The sequence below is a fragment of the Pseudomonas sp. Mb7 genome, assembly GCF_054790525.1.
In genome coordinates this window covers 162979-185395 of the sequence record NZ_CP186501.1, presented here as the reverse complement: position 1 = coordinate 185395, position 22417 = coordinate 162979, and the positions used below count along the sequence as shown (strand labels likewise).

The following is a 22417-nucleotide window of genomic DNA, read 5'->3' as shown; positions in this document are numbered from 1 at the left end:
GCCGCTCCTCAGGAATGCGCTTGAGACAATTTACCGGTGGCTTCAGTACCGCCATTGGTTGGCGGCTCTTTGAGGACCACACGTTTGATCGGGCCAACGATGACCAGATAGCTGAACACCGCGACCAGTGCGTTGGCACCGACAAACACCAGCGCCCATTTGAACGAGCCAGTGGAGCTGATGATGTAGCCAATCACGATCGGCGTGGTGATCGATGCAATGTTGCCGAAGGTGTTGAACAGGCCTCCACTCAGGCCGGCGATCTGTTTTGGCGAAGTGTCGGAAACCACTGCCCAGCCGAGTGCACCAACGCCTTTGCCGAAGAAGGCCAAAGCCATGAAGCCAACGACCATCCATTCCACTTCAACATAGTTGCAGGCAACGATGCTGCTGGAAACCAGCAGGCCGGCAATGATCGGCGCTTTGCGCGCGAAGGTCAGCGAGTGGCCCTTGCGCAGCAGATAGTCGGAAATCACCCCGCCGAGTACGCCGCCGATAAAGCCGCAGATTGCCGGTAACGAGGCAATGAAACCGGCCTTGAGAATGGTCATGCCACGCTCTTGCACCAGATACACCGGGAACCAGGTCAGGAAGAAATAGGTGATGCCGTTGATGCAGTACTGGCCCAGATACACGCCGAGCATCATGCGATTGGTCAGCAACTGACGGATGTAATCCCACTTCGGACCGTCGGACTTTTTGCCCTTTTGGTCCATATCGACCATGCCGCCGTTTTCAGCGATGTGTTTGAACTCGGCTTCGTTGATACGCGGGTGTTCACGCGGGCTGTAGATCACTTTCAGCCAGACCAGCGAGAAGATGATCCCGAGAATCCCCATAACGATGAACACGTGCTCCCAGCCAAAGGAGTAAACGATCCAGCCCATCAGCGGTGCGAACAACACGGTGGCAAAGTATTGCGCCGAGTTGAAGATCGCCGAAGCGGTACCGCGTTCAGCGGTCGGGAACCACGCGGCGACGATGCGCGCGTTGCCGGGGAACGAAGGCGCTTCAGCCAGGCCCACGAGGAAGCGCAGCATGAACAGCGCAACGATGGCGGTGGACATGCCGAACTCACCGACAAAGCCTTGCAGCACGGTGAACAGCGACCAAGTGAAAATGCTCAGGGCATAGACTTTTTTCGAGCCGAAGCGATCGAGCAGCCAGCCGCCGGGAATTTGCCCGGCCACATAGGCCCAACCGAATGCGGAGAAGATATAGCCGAGGGTGACCGCGTCAATGCCCAGATCTTTTTGCAGGCTGGAGCCGGCGATGGCGATCGTGGCGCGGTCGGCGTAGTTGATCGTGGTCACCAGAAACAGCATGAGCAGGATCAAATAGCGGACGTGAGTCGGCTTGGACGATTGCATGTAGATGTACTCCCACTGATTATTTTTATGCGCGGGTGAATCTTCTTTGGTCTTGCATCTATTCCCTGTAGGAGCTGCCGAAGGCTGCGATCTTTTGATCTTAAAAGATCGCAGCCTTCGGCAACTCCTACAGGGGTATTGCCTTATCAGGAACCGATGTAGCTGGTCTTCACGACCGTGTAGAACTCTTGCGCATAGCGGCCTTGCTCACGTGATCCATAGGATGAACCTTTACGGCCGCCGAACGGAACGTGGTAATCGACGCCAGCGGTCGGCAGGTTGACCATCACCATCCCGGCTTGCGAATGACGTTTGAAGTGGTTGGCGTACTTCAGCGAGGTGGTCGCAATACCCGCCGACAGACCGAACTCGGTGTCGTTGGCCATCGCCAGCGCCGCGTCGTAATCGGCCACGCGAACAATGTTGGCCACCGGGCCAAAGATTTCTTCGCGGCTGATGCGCATCGACGCTTCACTGTCGGCAAACAGGGTTGGCGCGAGGAAGTAGCCTTCGGTGTCGCAGGTCACCAAGCCACCGCCGCTGACCAGACGCGCACCTTCGGACTGGCCGATATCGATGTACTTCATGTCCTGTTCCAGCTGCGCTTGCGAAACCACTGGGCCGATATCAGTGCCGGATTTCAGCGCGTGGCCGACCTTGATCGACTTCATGCGCTCGGCCATGGCTTCGACGAATTTGTCGTGGATCCCGGCAGTCACGATCAAGCGGCTCGACGCGGTGCAACGCTGGCCGGTGGAGTAGAACGCGCTCTGCACCGACAGCTCGACCGCTTGTTTGAGGTCGGCGTCATCGAGAATGATCTGCGGGTTCTTGCCGCCCATTTCCAGCTGAACCTTGGCCTGGCGCGACACGCAGTTGACCGCGATCTGACGACCCACACCCACCGAACCGGTGAAGCTGATGCCGTCGACTTTCGGGCTCTGCACCAACGCATCGCCAACCACGCGACCGCTGCCCATCACCAGGTTGAACACGCCAGCCGGGAAACCTGCGCGGGAAATGATTTCCGCCAGTGCCCAGGCGCAGCCCGGAACCAGATCGGCGGGTTTCAATACCACGCAGTTGCCGTAGGCCAGGGCCGGGGCGATTTTCCACGCAGGAATCGCGATCGGGAAGTTCCACGGGGTGATCAGACCGACCACGCCCAGCGCTTCGCGAGTCACTTCTACATTGACGCCCGGACGCACCGAAGGCACGTAGTCGCCGGACAAGCGCAGGCATTCACCGGCGAAGAATTTGAAGATGTTGCCGGCGCGGGTCACTTCACCGATGGCTTCGGGCAGGGTCTTGCCCTCTTCCCGGGCCAGCAGGGTGCCGAGCTCTTCGCGACGGGCGAGAATTTCGCTGCCGACTTTATCCAGCGAATCGTGACGGGCCTGAATGCCCGAAGTCGAGTACGCCGGGAACGCGGCGCGGGCGGCGTCGATGGCGGCGTGAACCTGAGTCAGATCAGCCTTGGCGTAGTCGCCGATGGTGTCGCTCAGTTCCGAAGGGTTGATGTTGGCCGAGTAGTCGGCACCGGCAACCCATTCACCGTTGATGTAGTTGTCGTAGCGTTTTGCAGTTGTCACAGGGGCAGCCCTCACATCTCAAAGCCTTCACGCAAAAAGCCGCTGATTGCTCAGCGGCCTCGCTTTTATCGGGTGTTACTGCGCACCTTGCTTGTCGATCAGCGCGGCGAGCATTTCGTACTCTTCGCCGGTCAGATCGGTCAGCGGCGCCCGCACCGGGCCTGCGTCATAGCCGGCGATTTTCGCGCCTGCCTTGACGATGCTCACGGCGTAACCGGCCTTGCGGTTGCGGATGTCGAGGTATGGCAGGAAGAAGTCGTCGATGATCTTACCGACAGTGGCGTGATCTTCACGGGCGATCGCGTGGTAGAAGTCCATCGCGGTTTTCGGGATGAAGTTGAACACCGCCGAGGAGTAAACCGGCACGCCCAGCGCCTTGTAGGCAGCGGCGTAGACTTCGGCGGTCGGCAGACCACCCAAATAACTGAAGCGATCACCGAGGCGGCGACGGATCGACACCATCAACTCGATATCACCCAGACCGTCCTTGTAGCCGATCAGGTTCGGGCAGCGCTCGGCCAGACGTTCCAGCAGCGGCGCGTTGAGGCGGCAAACGTTGCGATTGTAGACGACCACGCCGATGTTGACCGATTTACACACGGCTTCAACGTGAGCGGCAACGCCGTCCTGGCTGGCTTCGGTCAGGTAGTGCGGCAGCAGCAACAAGCCTTTGGCGCCCAGACGCTCGGCTTCCTGAGCGTATTCGATGGCCTGGCGAGTCGAACCGCCGACGCCGGCCAGAATCGGCACGCTGGTTTCGCAGGTGTCGACGGCAGTCTTGATGATTTCCGAGTATTCGCTGGCGGCCAGGGAGAAGAACTCACCGGTGCCGCCGGCGGCGAACAAGGCTGAAGCGCCATACGGAGCCAGCCATTCCAGGCGTTTGATGTAGCCCGCGCGGTTGAAATCACCCTGCGCGTTGAAATCGGTCACCGGGAAAGACAGCAGGCCGGCAGAGAGGATGGACTTCAGTTCTTGTGGATTCATTATTCGAACACCCTGGTAGCAACGTTTTTTGTGATTGGTCCGTTCAGCCTTCGCTGAAGTTGTAGGTCATCGTACAACTTAAAAGATAACCGTCAACTGCATTTCATCGTTGGGGGTGTTTTTTTGTCGGACAAAAGTGTTTAAGCCAAATGGCGAATCAGCGTAAAGGCCCGTTTTTACTGGGCTACATTGCAGAAATGTCTGGTCAAGATTCGTTTACTGAGCGCAGCTACCACGCCGGGTAAGGTGCGACGACTGCCACGAAGGATCGTGGCGGACCACCGAAGGAAACCGAAATGTCCACGAATTACGCTGCCCCGACCCTTTCGCAAATCGCCGCTTCGTCCTCCGACATCCTCACGCTTCAGCTATCGACACTGCCCGATGTGTTGACCGCACTCGTCCCGGATTCCAGCGACTTCCCGGCGAACTGGAGCGTTTACCCGATTCTCGGCGACGACCCGGAAACGCCCCTGTGGGCAGGCGAAGAAGTGGATACCGGCACCTGGGACGATGCCGAAGACGAGATGGAGAAACTAATGGGGATCGAATTGCAGATCCCCAAAGAGGCACTGCGTCCGTACCTGAACACGGATGTCGAATTGCGCTACAAGTTTGTCGATGAGTCGAGTATGGAGCCGTTTTCGCAGGTGTTGATGTTGCGGATCGAGGCCTGACGGCTTAACCCCGCTGCGCCTGCGCCTCTTCATGAGCCTGGCGCAGTCTTTCACGGCTGTTGGTCAGGTGCAGACGCATCGCCGCACGCGCCGCATCGGAATCCTGACGGGCAATCGCGTCGTAGATTTCTTCGTGCTCACGGCTCAGGCGACTCATGTAGTGCTGTTGGTCATCGTGGGCCAGTCGTGCCGAATTCAGCCGCGTACGCGGAATGATGCTGGTGCCCAGGTGGGTCATGATGTCGGTGAAGTAACGGTTGCCGGTGGACAGCGCGATTTCCAGATGGAAGGCAAAGTCCGAAGCAACAGCATCACTGGCATGGGCAGCGCTTTCGTTGAGCGCATCAAGGGCGGCACGCATGGTCGCCAGTTGCTCGGCACTGCGACGTTGCGCGGCAAGGCCGGCAGATTCCACTTCAAGGCTGATGCGCAATTCGAGAATCGCCAGAACATCACGCAGGGTAACGACGGTGGCCGGGTCGATGCGGAAACCACTCGGGCTTGGCGTGTCGAGCACGAAAGTGCCGATGCCGTGGCGGGTTTCCACTTGCCCTGCAGCCTGCAAACGCGAGATCGCCTCGCGCACCACGGTGCGGCTGACGCCATGGGCTTCCATGATCGCCGACTCGGTAGGCAGTTTGTCACCGCGCTTGAGCAGGCCATCGCGGATCTGCTCGCTCAGCACCGTCACCAGTTCCTGGGCCAGGCTGCGGCGCTTGCGCGGGAGACGCGGGGTGTCGATCAGGTTTTCCATGGTGTGCATCTTGTCTCGAAAATTCGGCTTGTGGGCATGATAGCTCAAGCGGGTTGTACGATCACTTTCCGGTTTACATCGCTTTATGTAGGAGTGAGCCTGCTCGCGATGACGTCCGCACATTCAGCATCAATGTGACTGACCCAACGCTATCGCGAGCAGGCTCACTCCTACAGGGGGTTAGCGGTGATCAGGCGGTCACGGTCTGTTCAACCAAATGGCCGCTGTCGATCCGCACGTGCCGTGGATGGAAGCGTTTCAAGCTGCTGCGATGGCCAACGCTGACAATACTCAGCCCCGGCAACTGATCGATCAGCGCCTGATACAGCGTCGCTTCATCCTCTTCATCCATCGCCGAAGTCGCCTCATCCATGTACAGCCACTGCGGTGCATAAAGCAACGCACGGGCGAAAGCCAGTCGTTGCTGCTCACCCGGCGAGAGCATGCGTTGCCAGTGATTGGCCTCGTCCAGTCGCCCAATCAGATGCGGCAAGCGGCAGGTTTCCAGCACTTGTGCATAACGCTCCGGCGCGTAACTGTCGCCCGGCTGTGGATAACTCAACGCCTCGCGCAGAGTGCCGATCGGCAGATACGGTTTCTGCGGCAGGAACAGATACCGCGCCGCCGGCAAACGAATGTTGCCGTGCCCCGCCGGCCACAAATGCCCCATCGCCCGCAGCAGCGTCGACTTGCCGCTGCCGGAACGGCCGCTGAGCATCACCCGCTCACCGGGTTCCACAGTCATATCGGCATTGGTCAACAGATGGCGACCATCGGCCAGATCCAGACCGAGGTTGTGCACCTTCAATTCGCTGCCCTGATTCTGCACATCGATGGCCGGGGTGCGTTCTTCGTTGTTGCTCATCGCATTGCGGAAACTCAGCAACCGGTCACACGTAGCGCGCCACTCTGCCAGTCCCTGATAAGCACTGATGAACCAGCTGAAGTTCTCTTGCACATTGCCGAAGGCCGAGTTGATTTGCATCAGCTCACCGAGTTCGATTTTGCCGCTGAAGTACCGTGGGGCAGCCACCATGAACGGAAAAATGATCGCGATCTGCTCATAACCCGAGGTAAAAAACGTCAGCCGCTTGGACACTCGCATGATGTCCCAGAAATTGTGCCAGACCAGCCCGAAACGGTTACTCAGGCGCCGGTTTTCATTCGGTTCGCCGTTGTACAAGGCGATACTCTCTGCATTCTCGCGAACCCGCACCATCGAGAAACGCAGGTCGGCTTCAAAACGTTGCTGGTTGTTGTTCAAACCGATCAGACGCCTGCCAATCAAATGCGTCAGCCAACTACCAATCACCGCGTACACCAATGCACACCAGAACATGTAACCGGGAACCGTGAAACCGAACACCTCAATGCTTCCGGAAACGCCCCACAGGATGATCGAGAACGACACCAGACTGACGACTGTGCGGATCAGACCCAAGCCAAGGGCCAGTGTGTTGGCCGTGAATTTATTAAGGTCTTCGGAGATCCGCTGGTCCGGGTTATCGGTATAGCCACCCTGCTCCAGCTGGTAGTAGTTCTTGTGCTCCAGCCACCGGGTGAAATGCTTTTCGGTGAGCCAGGCACGCCAGCGGATGGTCAGCATTTGCGTCAGATACTGGCGATACACGGAGCCGAGAATCGCCACCGCCGCGATACCGCAGAAATACAGGATCAACTGCCAGAAGGCCGCCTCGTCCTTCTTCTGCAAGGCGTTGTAAAAATCCTTGTACCAACTGTTGAGCCACACCGCGATCCATACGCTGAACAGCGTAAGCGCGATCACGGCAATCAGCAGCGTCCAGGCCTTGCCCTTCTCTTCGCTGCGCCAGTAAGGCGTGATCATCGCCCAAACCTTGCGAAAAAACTGCCCGCGCACAGCATCGTTGACCGCGGAATATTCAGCGTTCTGATTCATGGATAAGGCTCGAAATAGGAAAGAACAGACACGCACCGATCATAGATGATCGGTGCGTTTTATCGCGAGGGCTGGCGATAGTCGTTCAGCGCAGGTTCAGCGACGAACCGGGCGCTTCTGCAGTTTGCGCTGCAGGGTGCGGCGGTGCATGCCCAGGGCGCGGGCAGTGGCGGAGATGTTGCCTTCGTGTTCGGTGAGCACACGCTGGATGTGTTCCCACTGCAGGCGATCGACCGACATCGGGTTTTCCGGCACCAGACTGTCGAGGTCGGCGTGCTCGGAGAGCAACGCAGCCAGCACATCGTCGGCGTCGGCCGGTTTGCACAGATAGTTGCAGGCGCCGCGCTTGATAGCCTCGACGGCGGTGGCAATGCTCGAGTAACCGGTGAGGATCACCACGCGCATTTCCGGGTCCAGCTCCAGCAGTTTGGGCAGCAGCACCAGGCCGGAGTCGCCGTCCATTTTCAGGTCGAGCGCGGCATAATCAGGCAGGTCTGCCTGGGCGATGGTCAGGCCTTCTTCGGCCGAGCCGGCAGTGCTGACGCGAAAGCCACGACGAGCCATGGCACGGGCCATTACTCGGGTGAACGTTGCGTCGTCGTCGACCAGCAGCAAATGCGGCAGTTCTTCGCCTTCGACTTGGATTTCGTCACTCATGTTGGTCTCCTCGGGCGCCGTGGGGCAGGCGCAGCTCGGTGAGCGTGCCGCCTTCCTCATGACTATAGAGTTTCACTGAGCCGCCGGCGCGTGTCACGCTGGCCTTGCTCAAAAACAGGCCCAGGCCGAAACCTTTGCCCTTGGTGGTAAAAAACGGTTTGCCGATTTGCTCGGCGATGGCCAGCGGCACACCGGCGCCGTGGTCACGAATGCTGATGGTCACGGTTTCCGCGTCCCAGTCCAGGGTCACCTTGAGGTTTTCCGGGCAGGCATCGGCGGCGTTGTTGAGCAGATTCAACAGCGCCTGAGTCAGATCCGGCGGCGGCGCCATGCGCGGCACAGTGCCTTGGCCGAGGCGGTGGAAGCGATAACTGGCCTCCGGACGCATCAGATGCCAGCGGTTCAGCGCTTCGTCGAGCCAGTCAGTGACGTCCTGCATCTCGACAGCCAGACGCCGGTTGGCTTCGGCGGCCCGCACCAGTTGTTGCAAGGTCTCCTTGCAGAGTTTGACCTGATCCTGCAGCACCTTCAGATCGTCCTGCAGCATCGGGTCGGGATGGTCCTGCTGCATTTCCTTGAGCAACACGCTCATGGTCGCCAGCGGCGTGCCCAGTTCATGGGCAGCGCCAGCGGCCTGGGTGGCGACGGCGAGCAATTGCTGATCGCGCAAACCTTCTTCACGACGGATCGCCCGTAACTCTTCCTGACGGCGCAGCTCCTCAGCCATGCGCGCGGCGAAGAAGGTGATCACCGCAGCGGCCAGCGCAAAGCTCAGCCACATGCCGTAGATCTGCAGGTTTTCACGGGCGACCGGCAAGGTTTCCAGCGGATAGAAACGCGTCAGCATCACGGTGTACAGCGCCAGCGCGATGCCGGACAGGATCACCGAATAGCGCCATGGCAGCGTCACGGCGGCGATGGTCAGCGGCACCAGGTAGTAGGAAACAAACGGATTGGTCGAACCGCCGGAGAAATACAGCAGCGCACTGTGGATCACCAGATCACAGGCCAGTTGCAGCGCATATTCGAGTTCGGTCACCGGCCACGAAGTGCGCAAACGCACGGCAGTGAACACGCAGAGCAGCGTCGAGCAGCCAAGGGTCATCGCCAGTTGCACCCACGGCAACGGCAACAATTGCAGCCAGTAGGCCAGGCCTACGGAGCCAGCCTGCGCGGCGAGCACCAGGGTGCGGATGAAAGTCAGCCGCCAGAGGTTCTGGCGAGTGGCGGAAGTCAGTTGTACGGGGGCGAGCATGAGCTCTCCTGATGAGCGCTCCAGGCGGATCGCACGGAGTATAACCAACGCGCGGCCTTGAGAGGCGAAAGTGCGGCAAACGACCACATGGCGGAAACATCTTCGGCGGCTATAAGGACGCCTTCGCGAGCAGGCTCGCTTGTATGGTAGGACTTGAAGGGAGGAGGAGGGACAAGGCTCGATTCTGACTGTTGACGCAGCACAGACCGTGGGAGATTTCGCCCCTCCTCCTTTCACCCAAGCGCCGATAAAGAATGCATCTGGCTAGACCGACGATAGGAACAAGCCTGCGCCTCTGGGTGAGCCCTTCAAGTGCTCAAACCTTATCCCGGAGGAAATCCTGTGGCAATGCCAGTCGCTCTATCAAATCCGATCGTTGGCGTGGATGTCGCCAAAAATGAACTGGTGATTTATCAGGCCGATAGCGATCTGCTTGAAGCGATTCCCAACACCAAAACATCCATTAAGCAGTGGCTGAAGGCCTTGCTCGGCCCCGTGTCTATTGCCATTGAGGCTACAAACATCTACCACTTGGAATTCGCTGATTTGGCTTATGCGGCCGGTTGCACGATTTACATGGTGGGCGGCTATGAACTCAAACATTACCGCGAAGGCGTGAAGATCCGCGCCAAAACCGACGCCTTGGACGCCAAGTTGCTGGCCCGTTACCTGAAGAACGAAGCCGAGGAGTTGCGCCCCTGGACCCCGCCATCACCGCTGTACCGCCAGCTCCTGAGCCTTTTCCGCCGCCGCGCGGCTTTGGTCCAGGCAAGGGTCGGCCTGGTGCAGAGCTGGTCGAATGAGCCGCTATTGAAGGCAGCTTTTGCTGAACAAATAAAATCCATGCAGCGGCTTGAAACGATGATCGAAAAGACGATCAACGATCAGCTCAAACAAGCCGGTTTGCTCGGCCAATTGAAGCGTTGCCTGAAAGTTGAGGGCATTGGATTTCTGACCGGAGCGCGCCTGCTCACGGCGTTTCAGCGGGGGGAATTTAGCAACGCGGATGCGTTTATCGCCTTCCTGGGCATGGATTTAAGGGTATCGAAATCAGGGCAAAAGGACGGTCGCCGCAGCTTGACCAAGCGCGGAGACCCCGAGGCCCGCCGACTTTTGCACAACGCTGCGATGTCGGCTAGCCGTACGAAAGCCTGGAAAGGGTTTTACGAGGCCCAAAGAGCACGGGGTTTCAGCACCACGCAGGCGTTGGTGATGCTGGCTCGCAAACTTGCTCGGGTGGTATTCGCCTTGCTGAAAGGGCAAAGCGAATACCAGACAAAAGTCAGTTGAGGGCTTCCCCTCAACCATAGAATCTCCCACCTTTGAAATGCATTCCCCTGTGGGAGCGAACCTGCTCGCGAAGGGCTGCGCAGCAGCCCCGGCCATCTGTATAGAAGTTGTAACTGGGCGAACCGGATCATAAAAGCTAGAGTCTGATGGTTTCACGCAGGCCCCCGAACCATCACCTGCGCCCTCATCAAGGAGCTTTCATGCACACATTTCGCCGCAGCGCCGCCCTTCTCGCCCTGACCGTCGGCAGCATCGCCAGCCTTCCGGCCCTGGCCGCCTATGAGCTGCACTACAACCAGATTTCCCTGCGCGCCGAAGTCAGCACGGAAGTGGCCCGCGACCTGATGATCGTCACCCTCTACACCGAAGAACAAAACACCGACCCGGCCAAACTCGCCGCCGACGTCAGCACCACCATGAACAAGGCCCTGGCCCAGGCCAAGCAAGTCAAAGACATCACCCTGCGCCAGGGCAGCCGCAACAGCTACCCGATCTACGACACCAAAGGCCAGAAGATCACCGGCTGGCGTGAACGCGCCGAACTGCGCCTGGAAAGCGCCGACTTCGCCGCCCTATCCAAACTCACCGGCGAACTGCTGGGCGACCTGAAAATGGGCGGCATGGACTTCGCCATCGCCGACCCGACCCGCAAATCCAGTGAAGACCAGTTGCTCAAAGAAGCAGTGACCGCCTTCAAGGCCCGCGCCCAACTGGCCACCGACGCACTGGGCGGCAAGGGCTACAAAATCGTCAACCTGAACCTCAACAGCAACGGTTATCCGCAGCCGTACCTGCGCGCACCGATGATGATGAAAGCGGCGGCGATGGATTCGGCGCCGGTGACACCGGAAGTTGAAGCGGGCACCAGCCAGGTGAGCATGACGGCAGATGGCTCGATTGAAGTGTTGATGCAGTGATTTGATCTGCGCTGAATGAAAAACCGGCGATCAGAGCATGGTCGCCGGTTCCACCCTACAACCCCCGCAAAGCAGGCGACAACGTTGATAGGTCAGACAAGCCTTCTACTGTTCTAGAGGTTTAAGTCCCAATCGCATCGACGATGCGCTGTGCATCTTCCCTCGTAGCGCATAACTGTGAATAAGGGGTTCCGTCCTTATAACAAACTTGAAAGCGGGAGGCGCCCCATTCATATTCGTAAATCTTGAAGGCTTTGTAGTCAGTAATAATCGGATAACTCATGGTCAAGTCCTTATGTGTTTTCGTTCAAGCCTCTAAGTCGCTCCTTGCAGTAGCGGAACGTACTCGGCTTGAAGAAATACTCAGGCGCATTGGAAAGATTATCTACTGTCATAAATTACAGGTTTTCGGTGAACTTCATATCGAATTGAAATAAGCCATTGAGTCAAGCATTCATCTGCTTATGAAACCAAAAAACCGGGCCGTTACTGGTGACAATCACCATTCTTGTACCTGGAATTTTTGGTGAATGAACCGGCTCCATAGCGAGCACGCTCGCTCCTACAAGGGGAACGCGTTCCACCTGCTCGCGAAGAACGATAAAACGGTCTCAGGTCTGCGGATCAACCCGATCCAGCGCCCGATTCACCGCCAACTCGGCCAGCATAATGATCTGCTGAATCGCCAACGCCGTATTACGCTCGGGCCGACCCAGTTGATCGGCAAAGTTACCGGTTAACGTGTTCGCCGACGCCAGTGACTCACAGGCATGCGTCAGCAGGCTTTCGGTGTCGATGTTCGGCTGGATCAGGAACATCGTGCTGGGCTGCCGGGGTTTGACTGGGTCGGGGCTGAGGTAGAAATCCAGGGCGCGTTTGATGGCTTCGCGGGTTTTGATCTGGTCTTCGGCGCGGATGGCGTCTTCGAGTGGGGTATCGAGGGGTGGGTCAGGTATCAATTTATCCATGGAAAATTTCCTTATGAACTGACGCCATTCATTTCCGATCTCACTCGAGAAATGAGGTGGCAACTATGTACGGAGTGAGATTACCGGTAAGGAAACCAACCCGGCCGGACAAAAGTCCGCCCGTACATAGCCGCCATAAAAACTACTGACAGCATGAGCTGGCGGCGATTATGGAGGGGCTTGTGCAGGTTTCCAAATTCAATAACCGGGAATCTCACCTCCCGATCGCTGAGTCTTCAGCGACACCCAGAGCCTAAAGAGCGCACGTCCGACGGACAACCTGAAAACCTTGTGGGAAGGTTCTGGTTATTTGCATCAGATTTAAACAGCCAAAAGCCAACCCTCACCCTAGCCCTCTCCCAGAGGGTGAGGGGACTGACCGTGTTGTTTGGGAGAGTTACGCCGACGTGCGATTGCCGTGTTGAACTCAGATTCTGAAACAGATCAAAAGCCCCTCACCCTAGCCTTCTCCCATAGGGTGAGGGGACTGACCGTGTTGTTTGGGAGAGTTACGCCGACGTGCGATTGCCGTGTTGAACTCAGATTCTGCAACAGATCAAAAGCCCCTCACCCTAGCCCTCTCACAGAGGGAGAGGGGACTGACCGTGTTGTTTGGGAGAGTTACGCCGACGTGCGATTGCCGTGTTGAACTCAGATTCTGAAACAGATCAAAAGCCCCTCACCCTAGCCCTCTCCCGGAGGGAGAGGGGACTGACCGAGTTGTTTGGGAGAACTACGCCGACGTGCGATACCGCGTCGAACTGAGGCTTTGAAAAACACACAAATCGGCCCCCTCTCCCTCCGGGAGAGGGCTGGGGTGAGGGGCGAATCCACCAAAAAACCAAAGCCGAACACCCGCTCTTCACCACTCACTAGGCCGAGTGTCAGCTCGCCTGCTTTTGATCTTGATCCACGGGCGACGTCGGAAGGCTGAGCGGAGGGATTGATCCGGGCGTGGGAGCGCAGCGACCGTTTGGCGAAGCCAAACACAGCGGGAGTAGGTGCAGCGAAGCAAACCGGAGACGCTGCGCCCGGATCGTTCCCGCAGCGAAGGGACCCCGAGCCCCAGCGAGCGGGCCGCACGTAGGAGCAAGCGTTTTTTGCTTACTTTTTTTGGCGTTTGAAAAAAAGTGAGTCGCCGTAAGGGCGAAACCCTAAGCCGCCGTTACCGCACCAACGGATATACACACAAGCGCTAGATATACCGAGATAGAAACTTCAACAGGAAAAACGATATTTCCGCCAACACCCCCGCCCCAGCTACTCTTCCACGATTACCACCGCCGATTCCCCGGGGACCCCATGCCAAGATCCACCCTAAAACCGCTCTTGATCTCCCTCGCACTAACCGCCATAGCCCCAATCGCCAACGCCGCCACAACCCTGGTCTACTGCTCCGAAGCCAGCCCCGCCGGCTTCGACCCCAGCCAATACACCAGCGGCACCGACTTCGACGCCTCCGCCGAAACCGTCTTCAACCGCCTCACCCAATTCAAACGCGGCGGCACCGACATCGAACCCGGCCTGGCGACAAAATGGGACGTCTCCAGCGACGGCCTGCAATACACCTTCCACCTGCGCCAAAACGTAAAATTCCACACCACCGACTACTTCAAACCCACCCGCGACTTCAACGCCGACGACGTCCTCTTCACCTTCCAGCGCCTGCTCGACCCGGATAACGCCTTCCGCAAGGCCTACCCCGCCGAGTCCCCGTACTTCACCGACATGGGCCTCAACACCACAATCAAATCGGTAGAAAAAATCGACGAGCAAACCGTGCGCTTCAACCTCAACAACGTCGACGCCGCCTTCGTGCAAAACCTCGCCATGAGCTTCGCCTCGGTGCAATCTGCCGAATACGCCGCGCAACTGTTGAAGGAAGGCAAAGCCGCCGACCTCAACCAGAAACCGATCGGCACCGGCCCGTTCGTGTTCAAGCGCTACCAAAAGGACTCGCAAATCCGCTACGCCGCCAACACGGCCTACTGGAAACCCGAAGACGTGAAGATCGACAACCTGATTTTCTCGATCACCCCGGACGCCGCCGTGCGCCTGCAAAAACTCAAGGCCGGCGAATGCCAGGTCAGCGGCTACCCACGCCCGGCCGATATCGAAGTGATGGAAAAAGACCCGAATCTGCGCGTGCTCAAACAGGCCGGTTTCAACCTCGGTTTCCTCGCCTACAACACCACCCACGCGCCACTCGACCAGCTCAAGGTGCGACAGGCGCTGGACATGGCCATCGACAAACCGGCAATCATCAAAGCCGTCTACCAAAGCGCCGGCCAGCTGGCCCAAAACGCCTTGCCGCCGGCGCAATGGTCGTATGACCCGAACATCAAGGACGCTCCCTACGACCCGGCAAAAGCACGGGTGCTACTGAAAGAAGCAGGGGTTGCGCCGGGTACAACCATCAACCTTTGGGCGATGACAGTGCAACGCGCCTCAAACCCGAATGCGCGGATGTCGGCGCAGATGATCCAGCAGGATTGGGAGAAAATCGGCATCAAGGCCAACATCGTCAGCTACGAATGGGGCGAGTACATCAAACGCGCAAAAAATGGCGAACACGACGCCATGATCTATGGCTGGACAGGTGACAACGGTGACCCGGACAACTGGCTGGGCGTGCTCTACAGCTGCGCGGCGGTAAAGGCAGCAACTACGCCAAATGGTGCGATCCGGCCTACGACAAACTGGTGCAACAGGCCAAGTTGTCCACCGACAAAGATCAACGGGTAAAACTGTATCAACAGGCGCAACTGATCCTCAAACAGCAGGTGCCGATCACACCGATTGCCAACTCCACGGTGTTCCAGCCGCTGCGCAAGGAAGTCACTGACTTCCGGATCAGCCCGTTCGGTCTAACCCCCTTCTATGGCGTGGGTATAAATAAGTAACACCAAGCCCCAAGGCGGCGCGCACAACGTGACCGGCGCACCGTTTTGGGGCTTCATTTGCACCGTAAAAACCACCCGCAAACGGTCAAATGCGTCAGAAGTTATACAGATGCGACATTAAGGTACGTTCGTGCCACGCTTTGAGGCCAGCAGTCGTTCTGGATCTTGCAATGGGTATGGCCCCTGCATAAGTATCCGCAGGCACGACTCACGAGGTCGTACCTCACAACTAAAAAATGACAACAAATCATGAGGCCAACATGCTTAAACACGCGGTCATTCCGTTTTTAGTCGGCGCAGGCTTGTTAGCCTCCGCACCTTTCGCATCCGCTGCGACTAACCTGGTGTTCTGCTCCGAAGGCAGCCCGGCCGGTTTCGACCCAGGCCAGTACACCACCGGAACCGACTTCGACGCCTCAGCCGAAACCATGTTCAACCGTCTGACCCAGTTCGAGCGCGGCGGCACCGCCGTGATTCCTGGTCTGGCGACCAAGTGGGACATCTCCGATGACGGCCTGACTTACACCTTCCACCTGCGTGAAGGCGTCAAGTTCCACACCACCCCGTATTTCAAGCCGACTCGTGAGTTCAACGCCGACGACGTGCTGTTCACCTTCAATCGCATGATTAACAAGGATGACCCGTTCCGTAAGGCGTACCCGACCGAATTCCCGTACTTCACCGACATGGGGATGGACACCAACATCACCAAGATCGATAAAGTCGACGACCACACCGTCAAGTTCACTCTGAAAGAAGTTGATGCCGCGTTCATCCAGAACATGGCGATGAGCTTCGCCTCGGTACAGTCCGCCGAGTACGCAGCGCAGCTGCTGAAAGAAGGCAAGGCTGCCGACATCAACCAGAAGCCGATCGGCACTGGTCCGTTCGTGTTCAAGAGCTATCAGAAAGACTCCAACATCCGTTACACCGGCAACAAGGATTACTGGAAGCCTGAGGATGTGAAGATCGACAACCTGATCTTCGCCATCACCACTGACCCGTCGGTACGTATTCAGAAGCTGAAAAAGAACGAGTGCCAAGTCACCCTGTTCCCGCGTCCGGCCGATCTGAAAGCGCTGAAAGAAGACAAGACCCTGAAGATGCCTGACCAGGCTGGCTTCAACCTGGGTTACATCGCCTACAACGTGATGGACAAGGTCAAGGGCAGCAACGAGGCCAACCCGCTGGCAGACCTGCGCGTACGTCAGGCGCTGGACATGGCCGTCAACAAGCCACAGATCATCGACTCGGTTTACCAGGGCGCCGGCCAACTGGCCGTCAACGCCATGCCGCCGACCCAGTGGTCTTACGACACCACCATCAAGGACGCCAAGTACGATCCTGAGAAAGCCAAGCAACTGCTGAAGGAAGCTGGCGTCAAGGAAGGTACCGAAATCGTTCTGTGGGCGATGCCGGTGCAGCGTCCGTACAACCCGAACGCCAAACTGATGGCTGAAATGCTCCAGTCCGACTGGGCCAAGATCGGCTTGAAAGTGAAGATCACCAGCTACGAATGGGGCGAGTACATCAAGCGCTCCAAAGGTGGCGAGAACCAGGCCATGATCATTGGCTGGAGCGGTGACAATGGTGATCCGGACAACTGGCTGAACGTGCTGTTCGGTTGCGACTCGCTCAGCGGCAACAACTTCTCCAAGTGGTGCGACAAGAAGTTCGATGGCCTCGTCAAAGAAGCCAAGCGCACGACCGATCAGGGCAAGCGCACCGAACTGTACAAACAGGCGCAACACGTCCTCAAAGATGCAGTCCCTATGACACCTATCGCTCACTCGACGGTGTACCAACCCATGCGCGCCAACGTGCAGGATTTCAAGATCAGCCCATTTGGCTTGAACTCCTTCTACGGCGTCAGCGTCAGCAAATAAGGCACTGCAGCGGCGACGTTTTTAACGTCGCCGTTGTTTTACCTGCCGGGAAGCTAGGAAATTGCCTACAACCAATTCCGCTGCGGATTACTGCAGAGGTATAGGACGCGTCGCCTTTTCCTACGAGATTTGAGGCATTTACGCATTTACTGCCAGAACCGCGGCCCCTACCGTCGGGTACTGACCAGTGTCTGCGTGGGCCACCGGTTTGCCGTACGTACTGGATTGAGCTCGATGCAACCAAAACGTCTCTGGATGAGGTGACGGTGCATTGAACAACACTAAAAAAAGAGGGAGCGTCATGCGCCATACCTTGATTTATTCCGCATTGCTGGGTGCCGGCCTGCTGGCCGCCTCGTCCGCCAGTTTCGCCGCCAGCAAAAGTCTGGTGTTCTGCTCTGAAGGCAGTCCGGCGGGCTTTGACACTGCGCAGTACACGACAGCGACCGATAACGACGCCGCCGAACCGATCTACAACCGTCTGGTCGAGTTCGAAAAAGGCGCGACCAATGTCGTTCCGGGCCTGGCAACCACGTGGGACATTTCCGAGGACGGCCTCAAGTACACCTTTCACCTGCGTGAAGGTGTGAAATTTCATACAACGCCGTACTTCAAACCAACCCGCGATTTCAACGCCGACGACGTGCTGTTCACGTTTAATCGCATGCTCGATGCCCAGCAACCTTTCCGTAAGGCGTACCCCACCGAATTCCCGTATTTTAACGGGATGAGCCTGAACAAGAACATCGCCAAGGTCGAGAAGACCGGGCCGCTGACCGTGGAGTTCACGCTCAACAGCGTCGACGCCGCGTTCATCCAGAACATCGCCATGAGCTTCGCCGCCATCCTGTCCGCCGAATACGCCGACAAGCTGCTGGCCGAAGGCAAGCCAAGCGACATCAACCAGAAACCGATCGGCACCGGGCCGTTCGTGTTCAAGAGTTATCAGAAAGACTCGAACATTCGTTACACCGGTAATAAACATTACTGGGATCCGAGCCGGGTCAAACTCGACAACCTGATCTTCGCGATCAACACCGACGCCTCGGTGCGCGTGCAGAAGCTCAAGGCTGGCGAATGCCAGATCACCTTGCATCCGCGCCCAGCCGATGTTGAAGCGTTGAAGGCCGACCCGAAACTGCAACTGATTTCCAAGCCGGGTTTCAACCTCGGCTACATCGCCTACAACGTTCGCCACAAGCCATTCGACCAGCTCGAAGTGCGCCAGGCGCTGGACATGGCGGTGAATAAACAAGGGATTCTCAACGCTGTTTATCAAGGCGCCGGCCAACTGGCCGTCAACGCCATGCCGCCGACTCAATGGTCCTACGACGACAGCATCAAGGACGCCGCCTACAACCCGGAAAAAGCCAAAGAGCTGCTCAAGGCTGCCGGCGTCAAGGAAGGCACCGAGATCACCCTGTGGGCGATGCCGGTGCAGCGCCCGTACAACCCGAACGCCAAACTGATGGCCGAAATGCTCCAGGCGGACTGGGCCAAGATCGGTCTGAAAGTGAAGATCGTCAGCTATGAATGGGGCGAGTACATCAAACGCACCAAGAACGGCGAGCACGACGTCAGCCTGATCGGCTGGACCGGTGACAACGGGGATCCGGACAACTGGCTCGGCACGCTGTACAGCTGCGATGCCATCGGCGGCAACAACTACTCCATGTGGTGCGATCCGGCTTACGACAAGCTGATCAAAGAGGCCAAGGTCGTCACCGACCGCGACCAACGCACCGTGCTCTACAAACAGGCTCAGCAATTGCTTAAACAGCAAGTGCCGATCACGCCTGTCGCCCACTCGACGGTCAACCAACCGTTAAGCGCCAGGATCGAGGGCTTCAAAGTCAGCCCGTTCGGTCGCAACGTGTTCTCGGGTGTCGGTATCGATTAAACCAGATGATTAGCCGCAATGCTGGGGGGCGCTGTCTAGCCCCTCACGCAAGCGCTTTGCCGAAATTCGCCAATCTGGCTTTTGGCAAACGTTTGCGATGTGTGAACGAGTTCTAAATCAATAACCGGCATACCAAAAAAAAGCCGGCATAAAAAGAAAGTAAAGGAGCTTCACCCATGAAACTGAGCAGCACCGCGATACTGGCCCTGGCCATTAGCAGCATCACCGCCACGGCGTACGCAGAACCTGCAAGTCAGGAGTTCGTCCCTACCACATTGGCCGGCAGTAGCGCCCAAAGCGAGGCCAAAGGCTTTATCGATGGACAAAGCCTGGGCGGCACAACCCGTAACTGGTACGCCAATGAACTGCGTCGTCGTGACGACAGCTTCAGCTACGTGAAAAACAGCGACAAATACACCTCGCCAACGGTAAGAACAAAGACCCCGCGTCGTATCAACTGGGTTCAGGGCACCATCGTCAACTACACCTCGGGCTTCACCCAAGGCACCGTTGGCGTGAGCACCGAAGTTGCCGCTTACAACGCCATCGTTCTCGACCGTGACCGCAAGGATATTGCTGGCGGCTCCAACCGCACCCTCGCCCATTCCGACGGTGATGCGGTCGACCAGTGGAGCAAACTGGGTCTGGCCAACGTCAAGTTCCGCGTGTCCAACACCACGTTGACCGCAGGTCGCCAGAACTTCAGCACGCCGATTGTCGATGTTATTGGCAACCGTCCGCTGCCTTCGAGCTTTGAAGGGATCAGTCTGCATAGCGAAGAGTTGAACAACCTGTCGTTCGACCTCGCCGGTTTCGACCGCGTCTCGCCACGTACCGAGCAGAGCCTGTCGAAATTCCGTTCCGAATACGGCGCCAACGGCGAAGAAACCGACAAGGTCTACACCGCGGGCGTGAACTATCAGCCGCTCAAAAGCCTGAAAACCAGCCTGTACGTCGCCAACGTCGAAGACTTCTGGAACCAGTACTACTTCGGCGGAACCCACGAATTGGGTGACAGCCAGGTATTGAGCCTGACCACCGGCCTGAACTACTACAAGACCGTCGACGAAGGCAAAAAGTTGATGGGCAACATCGACAACGATACCTACTCGCTGTCCTTGGGACTGACCCACCAGGCCCACAGCCTGACCTTCTCGTATCAGCAAGTGAACGGTAACGAGTACTTCGACTACCTGCACGAAACCAACGGCATCTACCTGGCCAACTCCCTGCTGTCGGACTTCAACGGCCCGAACGAGAAATCCTTCCAGATCGCCTACGGCATCAACATGGCCGAGTATGGCGTGCCAGGTCTGAAGTTCAACATCTACCAGGCTCGCGGCTGGGGCATCGACGGTACTCACTACCGTGGCACCGCTTACACCATTCCAGATGACAAGCGCGGCGATCTGAGTCTGATGGACGGCGAATCCCACTACGAATACGGCATCGGTGCTTCCTACGCCGTGCAGAGCGGTCCGCTCAAAGCCACCGCGATTCGCGCGACGTACACCACGCACCGCGCCAGCGAGCATCAGGCTGACGGCAACATCAACGAGTTCCGTCTCGTGACCACGATTCCATTCAACATCCTGTAAAAACGCCAGCCGACGGCTGACTCATGATGAGTCGGCCGTTCGGCTTTTTGTCTTCAACCGATTGCAGAGGGTTATCGATGAAAATGCTTCCCCTACGTGCGGCCATCGCGGCTGCGTTGCTGAGTGTCGCTGTCGGCGTCTCGGCCAAACCCTTGGTGGTCTGCACCGAAGCCAGTCCGGAAGGCTTCGATATGGTCCAGTACACAACTGCAGTCACGGCGGACGCTGTGGCCGAAACCATCTTCAACCGCCTGGCCGACTTCAAGCCCGGCACCACTGAAGTGATCCCGGCTCTCGCCGAGTCCTGGGACATCAGCGAAGACGGCCTGACCTACACGTTCCACCTGCGCAAAGGCGTCAAGTTTCACACCACCGAATATTTCAAGCCGACCCGCGACATGAACGCCGACGACGTGGTCTGGAGCTTCCAGCGTCAGCTGGACCCGAATCACCCATGGCACAAACTGTCGAGCGTGGGCTTCCCGTACTTTGAAAGCATGGGCTTCAAGGAACTGCTGAAAAACGTCGAAAAAGTCGACGACAACACGGTCAAGTTCACCCTGACCCGCCGCGAAGCGCCATTCCTGGCCGACATCGCGATGGCGTTCTCCTCGATCTACCCGGCCGAATACGCCGACCAATTGCTCAAGGCCAACAAGACAGGTGACTTGAACAACAAGCCGATCGGCACCGGCCCGTTCATCTTCCAGCGTTATGCAAAAGACGCGCAGGTGCGTTTCAAGGCCAACCCAGATTACTTCCGTGGCAAGGCGCCGGCTGATGCGCTGATCCTGGCGATCGCCACCGACAACAACGTGCGCCTGCAGAAGCTCAAGGCCAACGAGTGCCAGATCGCCCTGTATCCGAAACCGGATGACATCCCGAGCATCAAGAAAGACAGCAACCTGAAAGTCGATGAGCTCGACGCGATGACCGTCTCGTACATCGCCATGAACACCCAGCACAAGTACATGAGTGACGTACGCGTGCGTAAGGCGATCGATATCGCCTTCGACAAAGAAGCCTATGTCAACGCGCTGTTCGGCAAAGGCAATGCGTCGGTCGCGGTCAACCCGTACCCGCCGACCCTGCTCGGCTACAACCACGACATGAAGAACCCGCCACGTGACCTCGACGCCGCCCGCAAGCTGCTCAAGGAAGCCGGGGTTCCGGAAGGCACCGTGTTTACCCTGTTCACCCGCAACGGTGGCGGTCCGACCAACCCCAACCCGATGCTCGGCGCGCAAATGATGCAGGCTGACCTGGCGAAAGTCGGGATCAAGATCGACATTCGCGTGATGGAATGGGGCGAAATGCTTAAACGCGCCAAGGCCGGTGAGCACGACATGGTGTCTGCCGGATGGGCGGGCGACAACGGCGACCCGGATAACTTCCTGACGCCTATGCTCAGTTGCGAAGCGGCAAAAAATGGCGAGAACTATGCTCGCTGGTGCAACGAGAAATTCCAGGCACTGCTGGATGAAGCACGGGCTAAAGTAGATCCGGCCGAACGCGCAAAGCTCTACGAACAGGCGCAAGTGCTGTTTAATCAGGATCAGCCATGGATCAGCATGGCCCACACCAGGATGTTTACCGCAATGCGCAACAACGTAGAGGGCTATCACATCAGCCCTCTCACCACTAATAACTTCGCCACCACCCAGGTGAAGTAGATAAGAAACTCCCGGCGTCCCTGACCCCAGGGATGCCGGGCACGCCTAACCGGCTGATGAGGTACCACACAC

The 22417-nt window shown here is 57.8% G+C and carries 16 protein-coding genes and 1 pseudogene; 8 read left to right on the top strand and 9 right to left on the bottom strand.

Annotated elements, in window-relative coordinates; genetic code table 11:
• Positions 1-8: 8 nt before the first annotated feature.
• The 3 genes from ACOYXH_RS00755 to kdgD all read right to left on the bottom strand — a co-directional run bounded on the left by ACOYXH_RS00755 (position 9) and on the right by kdgD (position 3949).
• Positions 9-1370 (bottom strand): MFS transporter, encoded by a 1362-nt coding sequence (locus tag ACOYXH_RS00755; protein WP_095049741.1) that lies wholly within the window; start codon positions 1368-1370, stop codon positions 9-11.
• 146 nt (positions 1371-1516) lie between these two features.
• On the bottom strand, positions 1517-2962 hold the full coding sequence (locus ACOYXH_RS00750; RefSeq protein WP_093435896.1) for an aldehyde dehydrogenase family protein: 1446 nt from the start codon (positions 2960-2962) through the stop codon (positions 1517-1519).
• 75 nt (positions 2963-3037) lie between these two features.
• Positions 3038-3949: a 5-dehydro-4-deoxyglucarate dehydratase gene (kdgD, locus tag ACOYXH_RS00745; protein WP_093435890.1), complete on the bottom strand. Its 912-nt coding sequence runs from the start codon at positions 3947-3949 to the stop codon at positions 3038-3040.
• 296 nt (positions 3950-4245) lie between these two features.
• Between kdgD and ACOYXH_RS00740 the strand changes: the two genes are divergently transcribed.
• Positions 4246-4626, top strand: coding sequence for a hypothetical protein (locus ACOYXH_RS00740; RefSeq protein ID WP_095049740.1), 381 nt, complete (start codon positions 4246-4248; stop codon positions 4624-4626).
• Between the two features lie 4 nt (positions 4627-4630).
• On the opposite strand, the gene ACOYXH_RS00735 is transcribed toward ACOYXH_RS00740, so the two are convergent.
• The 4 genes from ACOYXH_RS00735 to ACOYXH_RS00720 all read right to left on the bottom strand — a co-directional run bounded on the left by ACOYXH_RS00735 (position 4631) and on the right by ACOYXH_RS00720 (position 9210).
• Positions 4631-5380 carry a FadR/GntR family transcriptional regulator gene (locus tag ACOYXH_RS00735; RefSeq protein WP_175559635.1) on the bottom strand — a complete coding sequence of 250 codons (750 nt, stop codon included), beginning with the start codon at positions 5378-5380 and terminating at the stop codon, positions 4631-4633.
• A 190-nt stretch (positions 5381-5570) separates the two neighbouring features.
• Complete coding sequence (locus ACOYXH_RS00730; RefSeq protein WP_095125389.1) at positions 5571-7298, bottom strand: ABC transporter ATP-binding protein/permease; 1728 nt, start codon at positions 7296-7298, stop codon at positions 5571-5573.
• A 96-nt stretch (positions 7299-7394) separates the two neighbouring features.
• The gene (locus tag ACOYXH_RS00725) at positions 7395-7955 is read right to left on the bottom strand and encodes a response regulator transcription factor (protein ID WP_003221630.1); all 561 of its coding nucleotides are present in this window, start codon (positions 7953-7955) and stop codon (positions 7395-7397) included.
• Positions 7948-9210: an ATP-binding protein gene (locus ACOYXH_RS00720; RefSeq protein ID WP_038357512.1), complete on the bottom strand. Its 1263-nt coding sequence runs from the start codon at positions 9208-9210 to the stop codon at positions 7948-7950. Before ACOYXH_RS00720 ends, ACOYXH_RS00725 begins: the two co-directional genes overlap by 8 nt.
• A gap of 348 nt (positions 9211-9558) precedes the next feature.
• On the opposite strand from ACOYXH_RS00720, the gene ACOYXH_RS00715 reads away from it, so the two are divergent.
• Both ACOYXH_RS00715 and ACOYXH_RS00710 read left to right on the top strand, forming a co-directional pair.
• Positions 9559-10500 carry an IS110 family transposase gene (locus ACOYXH_RS00715; RefSeq protein ID WP_220558825.1) on the top strand — a complete coding sequence of 314 codons (942 nt, stop codon included), beginning with the start codon at positions 9559-9561 and terminating at the stop codon, positions 10498-10500.
• Between the two features lie 200 nt (positions 10501-10700).
• Positions 10701-11417 carry an SIMPL domain-containing protein gene (locus tag ACOYXH_RS00710; RefSeq protein WP_460410186.1) on the top strand — a complete coding sequence of 239 codons (717 nt, stop codon included), beginning with the start codon at positions 10701-10703 and terminating at the stop codon, positions 11415-11417.
• A gap of 121 nt (positions 11418-11538) precedes the next feature.
• Here the strand turns inward: ACOYXH_RS00710 and ACOYXH_RS00705 are convergent, their stop codons facing one another.
• Together ACOYXH_RS00705 and ACOYXH_RS00700 are read right to left on the bottom strand one after the other, a co-directional pair.
• Entirely contained in the window at positions 11539-11700 is a 162-nt protein-coding gene (locus ACOYXH_RS00705; protein ID WP_176471283.1) for a hypothetical protein, read from the bottom strand.
• A 328-nt stretch (positions 11701-12028) separates the two neighbouring features.
• A complete protein-coding gene (locus tag ACOYXH_RS00700) occupies positions 12029-12385 on the bottom strand; it encodes a DUF6124 family protein (protein WP_095049738.1) in 357 nt (118 codons plus the stop codon).
• Between the two features lie 1302 nt (positions 12386-13687).
• Here ACOYXH_RS00700 and ACOYXH_RS00695 point away from each other — a divergent pair.
• The 5 genes and pseudogenes from ACOYXH_RS00695 (at position 13688) to ACOYXH_RS00675 (ending at position 22345) form a co-directional block, all read left to right on the top strand.
• Positions 13688-15288, top strand: a pseudogene (locus ACOYXH_RS00695) (ABC transporter substrate-binding protein).
• A gap of 260 nt (positions 15289-15548) precedes the next feature.
• The gene (locus tag ACOYXH_RS00690) at positions 15549-17174 is read left to right on the top strand and encodes an ABC transporter substrate-binding protein (protein WP_007917611.1); all 1626 of its coding nucleotides are present in this window, start codon (positions 15549-15551) and stop codon (positions 17172-17174) included.
• 301 nt (positions 17175-17475) lie between these two features.
• Positions 17476-19074 carry an ABC transporter substrate-binding protein gene (locus ACOYXH_RS00685; protein WP_095049736.1) on the top strand — a complete coding sequence of 533 codons (1599 nt, stop codon included), beginning with the start codon at positions 17476-17478 and terminating at the stop codon, positions 19072-19074.
• 176 nt (positions 19075-19250) lie between these two features.
• Positions 19251-20672, top strand: coding sequence for an OprD family porin (locus ACOYXH_RS00680; protein WP_093435862.1), 1422 nt, complete (start codon positions 19251-19253; stop codon positions 20670-20672).
• Positions 20673-20749: 77 nt separating this feature from the next.
• Entirely contained in the window at positions 20750-22345 is a 1596-nt protein-coding gene (locus ACOYXH_RS00675) for an ABC transporter substrate-binding protein (RefSeq protein ID WP_095125387.1), read from the top strand.
• Positions 22346-22417: the final 72 nt, after the last annotated feature.